Consider the following 4317-nt stretch of genomic DNA (forward strand, 5'->3'; position numbering starts at 1 on the left):
GGACACGGCGCCGGCCCGAGGCGCCCGCCCGCGCAGCAACAGCACGGCCGCCAGCGCGGGGAGCACGGTCAGCGCCGCGAGCCCGAAGAACACCGCTCGCCACGACGCCCATTGCGCGACCAGGCCCGCGAGCGGCGGCCCCACCAGCGACGGGACGATCCAGCAGGCACTCATGAGGGCGAGGACCCGGGCGCGCACGCGGTCGGGGAACGACTGGCCGACGGCCGCGTTGACGGAGACCGCGACCAGGCCCGCCGCGATGCCGTCCGTGAAACGTCCCAGCGCCAGTTGCCAGATGGTGGTGCTGGTCGCGGAGATCAGCAGGGTGGCGACCGTGAGCACCACGCCCGCGGTGAGCGGGGCCCGCGCTCCCCTCCGGTCGGCCCAGGACCCGCCGAGCACCCCGCCGAGCAGGCTCGCCGCGACGAACGCGCCCGCGACCAGCGGATAGAGCCCGACCCCGTCGAGGTCCCGGGCGGCCACCGGCAGCAGCGGCATCACGGCGAGCGCGGCGAACCCGGTCAGGAACATCACCGCCGCGAAACTGGCGGTGGCGGGCAGGTACGTACGGGAGAAGAGCCCGGAGGGGGAGGAAGTACCTGCGGCGGAGGAGGACTCGGCGGCTGCGGAGGCAGGGTCGGGGCACGTCACGATCAGCAAAGGTATGCACCAATCCACGCACCCCGCCACGGGTTTTCCCCGGTGGAGCGGAGCCCACGCCACGGGTTCTCTCCGTGGGGCGGAGCGCGCGCCCTGAGCCAGCCACGCGCCCCGCCAACGACTCAACTGGCCTACGCCCCCACCTCCTTGGCGTCCTCCCACACGATCCGCAGCTTCCGCGGCGCCCCATTCAGCCACCGCGGCTCCCCGGCCGGCGGCGCGATCGGCGCGGCCTCGACGTCCCGGCCGCCCATCGCGCGGTAGAAGCCCTGCGCCGCCGTGTTCTGCTCCTGCACCCACAGGTACAGGCCCGCCCCGGACGCCCGCTCGGCGGCGGCCGCGGCGGCGCTGGTCAGCAGGATCCGCCCCAGTCCCCTGCCCCTCAGCTCATGTGTGACATGGAGGTTGTCGACCAGACTCCCCCAGCGGGCGTCGTCGTCGAGGACGACGTGGACGAACCCGACGAGCGCACCGCTCTCCCCGCCGGCCTCAGCGAGGATCGTGACCCCGTGGGCCGGCACCGAGCCGAGCCGCCCCGTCCACACGTCCCGCCGGTCGGCGACCACGTCCCCGTCGAGAAACGCGTCTGCGTACGCGCCCCGATAGTGCCGCCGCCAGCTATCGGCGTGCAGCCGGGCCACGGTCTCGGCGTCGTCGGGGCGGGCGGGGCGCAGGTGCACGTCAACCAGAGTCATGCGCCGCACCGTAGGGACGGCGGTCGCCCGGGTCCATCGGATTTCATCCGACGTCGAGTGCCGTGCCGTACAGCCGCGCCACCTTGATCCTGATGACGACCCGCCGCTCGGCGACCAGCTCCGCGAGGAACTCCTCGCTGCCGCCCTCCGGCACGAAATCCCCTGCTATCGAGAGGAGTTCGCGGCCCACGGCATCCCCGGACCGGACGGTCGGCCCGGCCACCTCGGCCTCCCCCTCCGCGACGGCGAAGGCGAAGTCGTCGCGCCTCACGTGCAGCGCGGCATGCGGATCGGCGCGGAACTGGCGCGGCTTGAGGCGCCCCTCCGTCGTGGAGATCCGCAGCGTCCGCTCGTCGGGGCTCTAGTGGTACAGGACGGTGTACAGGTGGGGATGTCCGGTGCTGCGGACACTGGCGAGCGTCCCGAACTGCCCTTCTCGCAAGATCTGTTGGAGCTCGGCATCGGTGAGGGACCGGGGCGCGGGGCCGGACATGGCGTTCTCCTTCGACGGTTCGGCAGGGGCGGTAAAGGCGCCAAGGGCTCAGTAGGCGTCATCAAGGGTGAGCGGGATAGGTCCGCCGATCAGGCCGCGGTCACCGGACGGGTGGCGGCGGGCGCCGGTTCCGGTTCCGGAGCCCGGGGTGTCGTCGGCGCGGGGCGCCGCAGCACCAGGAGGGCGACCACGAACGCCGCGCCGATCAGTCCGGCACCGACGACGAGCGCGAGCCGGTACCCCTCGGTGAGCGCGACGTCCGCCGAACTCCCGCCCTGGGTCAGGGATGTGGTGCGGGCCGCGGCCAGCGTGGACAGGACGGCGACGCCGAGTGCCATGCCGATCTGCTGCGTGGTGTTGAACAGGCCGGAGGCCAGGCCCGCGTCCTCCTCCCCCGCGGCGGACATGCCGAGCCCCGCCAGCGCCGGGAGGACGAGGCCGCCGCCGGAGACCAGCAGCATGACGGGCAGCAGATCAGGAACGTACGCGCCCTGCACGGGCACCCGCGCGAGATACCCGAGGGCGCCGGCGAGCAGCACGAGACCGCCCAGCAGGACGCGCCGCTCCCCGAACCGGGCCGCGAGCCGCGCCGAGACCCCCAGCGACACCGCCCCGATCATGACGGCGGCGGGCAGCATGGCGAGGCCGGTCTCCAGGGCCCCGTAGCCCAGCACGTTCTGCATGTAGAGCGCGGCGAGGACCTGGAAGGCGAACATCGCGGCGAGGGTGAGGACCTGGGTGACGTTGGCGCCGACCACGGTGCGCGAGCGCAGGATGCGCAGCGGCATCAGCGGGGTGCGCGCCCGGGCCTGGCGCACGACGAACGCCGCGATCAGCGCCAGCGAGCCCCCGATCAGCGCGAGCGTGCGGCCCGAACCCGCCCCGTACTCCTCGATCTTGACGACGCCGTAGATGCCGAGCATCAGGCCACCGGTGATCAGCAGCGCACCCCAGGCGTCGGCTCCGGCGCGCAGCCCGAGGCCGCGGTCGGCGGGGAGTGCGGGCACGGCGAGGGCGAGGACGGCGGCGCCGATGGGCAGGTTGATGAAGAAGATCCAGTGCCAGTCGAGGGCATCGGTGAGGACGCCGCCGAGCACCTGCCCGATCGAGGCCCCGGCGGCGCCGGTGAAGCTGAACACCCCTATGGCGCGGGCCCGTTCCCGCGGGTCGGTGAAGAGGGTGACGAGGATGCCGAGCCCGACCGCGGCGGCCATGGCGCTGCCGACGCCCTGCAGGAACCGGGCGGCGAGCAGCACCGAGGGGCTGGTGGCGAGCCCCGCGAGCAGGGAGGCGGCGGTGAACACGGTGGTGCCCGCGAAGAACATCCGCTTGCGGCCGAGGAGGTCGCCGAGGCGCCCGGCGAGCAGGAGCAGGCTGCCGAACGCGATGAGGTAGGCGTTCACCACCCAACTCAGGTCGGTGGGCGTGAAGTTGAGGTCGTCCTGGATGGCGGGCATGGCGACGGTGACGATGGAACCGTCGAGGATGATCATCAGGGTCCCGGTGGCGATGACGCCGAGAGCGAGCCAGCGCGAGCGCATGCGCCCGGGACGGGACGCGGCGGGCACGGCGGACACGACGGACCCCGGGGACGCAGCGGACACGACGGACCCCGGGGACGCAGCGGGCACGGCGGACACGACGGACCCTGAGGACTCAGCGGACTCGTCGGACTCAGCGGACTCGGTGGATTCGTCGAGCTCAGTGGATTCATCGGATACGGCGGACACGGCAGCGAGCCTCCGGAGTCGGGCCGCCGCCCCTACCGGGCGGCGACGACAACACGACCGTAGCAGATAGTTTTGTTGCAGACGATATCTCTCGGAACCAATCGTGAACTACCCTGGACGCCATGACCGCCATGACGCCCGCGCCCACCCGGACCAGCCCCGACCTCTCGTACCTGCTGGACCACACCAGCCACGTGCTGCGTACGCAGATGGCGGCGGCGCTCGCCGAGATCGGGCTGACGGCGCGGATGCACTGCGTACTGGTGCACGCGCTGGAGGAGGAGCGCACCCAGAACCAGCTGGCCGAGATCGGCGACATGGACAAGACGACGATGGTGGTGACGGTCGACGCCCTGGAGAAGGCCGCCCTCGCCGAGCGCAGGCCGTCCAGCACGGACCGACGGGCGCGGATCATCGCGGTGACGGCCGAGGGCGCGCGGGTCGCCGCGCGGAGTCAGGAGATCGTGGACCGGGTGCACGAGGAGGCGCTGTCCTCGTTCCCGCCGGAGGACCGGAAGACGTTCCTGCGCCTGATGAACCAGTTGGCGCAGGGGCATCTGAACACCCCGGCACCGAGCGCGGCACCGGCGCGCAGGGCGCGGCAGCGGGGGTAGCGCGGGCCGTGCCGCGGTGGGCCGAGGTGGGGCACCTCGCCGCGGGGCACGTCGCTGCGGGCCGGGCCGTGGTGGGGCGCGTCCACACCCCCTAAGCGGCAGCGAACCCTAAGCGGCAGCGAACG

At 73.0% G+C, this 4317-nt stretch carries 4 protein-coding genes and 1 pseudogene; 1 reads left to right on the top strand and 4 read right to left on the bottom strand.

What is annotated here, in order from left to right:
• From G3I40_RS28020 to G3I40_RS28035, 4 genes and pseudogenes are all read right to left on the bottom strand, one after another.
• A partial coding sequence (locus G3I40_RS28020; RefSeq protein ID WP_164305162.1) for an MFS transporter occupies positions 1–531 on the bottom strand: 531 nt, incomplete at its 3' end.
• Between the two features lie 260 nt (positions 532–791).
• Positions 792–1355: a GNAT family N-acetyltransferase gene (locus G3I40_RS28025; protein WP_164305156.1), complete on the bottom strand. Its 564-nt coding sequence runs from the start codon at positions 1353–1355 to the stop codon at positions 792–794.
• A 43-nt stretch (positions 1356–1398) separates the two neighbouring features.
• Positions 1399–1848, bottom strand: a pseudogene (locus tag G3I40_RS28030) (pyridoxamine 5'-phosphate oxidase family protein).
• Positions 1849–1937: 89 nt separating this feature from the next.
• Positions 1938–3389, bottom strand: a complete 1452-nt coding sequence (locus tag G3I40_RS28035; RefSeq protein WP_203644902.1) for an MFS transporter — start codon at positions 3387–3389, stop codon at positions 1938–1940.
• Between the two features lie 311 nt (positions 3390–3700).
• Between G3I40_RS28035 and G3I40_RS28040 the strand changes: the two genes are divergently transcribed.
• Positions 3701–4192, top strand: coding sequence for a MarR family winged helix-turn-helix transcriptional regulator (locus G3I40_RS28040; protein ID WP_164305160.1), 492 nt, complete (start codon positions 3701–3703; stop codon positions 4190–4192).
• The last annotated feature ends 125 nt before the right edge of the window (positions 4193–4317 follow it).

Source organism: Streptomyces sp. SID14478 (assembly GCF_010548525.1).
Lineage (GTDB): Bacteria > Actinomycetota > Actinomycetes > Streptomycetales > Streptomycetaceae > Streptomyces.